Raw genomic sequence first — 1,090 nt, forward strand, 5'->3', positions numbered from 1 at the left:
GAGGAGTTGTCGTTGCCGGTGGATCGCCCCCGCCCCGCAGTGGCCTCCCACCACGGCGCCACCACCACCTACACCCTCGACACCGAACTCATCACCGCACTACACACCCTCGCACGCCAGCACGACTGCTCGGTGTTCATGGTCATCCACGCCACCCTCGCAGTCCTGCTCGCCCGCCTCAGCAACAGCACCGACATCCCCATCGGCACCCCCATCGCCGGACGCGGCGACCCCGCCCTCGACGACCTCATCGGCATGTTCGTCAACACCCTCGTCCTACGCACCCACATCAACCCCCACGAACCCTTCACCGACCTACTCACCCGCACCAGAAACACCGACCTCCAAGCCTTCCAACACGCCGACATCCCCTTCGAACAACTCGTCGACCACCTCACCCCCCACCGCACCCGCTCCCACCACCCCCTCTTCCAAACACTGCTCGCCTTCCAAAACCTCGACCAACCCCACCTCCACCTCCCCCACCTCGACATCACCCCCACCGAACCACCCACCCCCACAGCACGATTCGACCTACAAATCATCCTCACCGACAACCACAACGGCGAGATGACCGCCACCATCACCTACGCCACCGACCTCTACAACCCCACCACCATCGACACCCTCATCCACCGATGGCTCCACATCCTGAACGCCATCACCACCAACCCCACCCAACCCATCGCCACCATCGACATCCTCGACCCCACCGAAAAAACCGACCTCCTCACCCGCAGCGGACCACCACCCACACCACCGACCACCCTGCCCGACCTCCTCACCACCACCGCCCACAACCACCCCCACAACACCGCCATCATCCACAACAACCACCACATCACCTACCAAGAACTCGACCAACGCTCCAACCACCTCGCCCACCAACTCCTCCACCACCACATCGGCCCCGAAGACATCGTCGCCATCGCCATCCCCCGCTCCCCCGAAACCATCATCGCCATCTGGGCCATCACCAAAACCGGCGCCGCCTTCCTACCCATCGACCCCACACACCCCACCCAACGAATCACCCACATCACCACCAACTCCCACACCACCATCGGCCTCACCACCACCCCCACACACC

The 1,090-nt window shown here is 63.9% G+C and carries 1 protein-coding gene; it reads left to right on the forward strand.

From position 1 onward, the window contains the following. Positions 1 to 18: 18 nt before the first annotated feature. Positions 19 to 1,090: condensation domain-containing protein (locus ACIHAX_RS37805; RefSeq protein WP_397282468.1), on the forward strand; the 1,072-nt coding region annotated here is incomplete at its 3' end.

Source organism: Nocardia sp. NPDC051929, from assembly GCF_044548645.1.
Taxonomy (GTDB): Bacteria; Actinomycetota; Actinomycetes; order Mycobacteriales; family Mycobacteriaceae; genus Nocardia; species Nocardia sichangensis.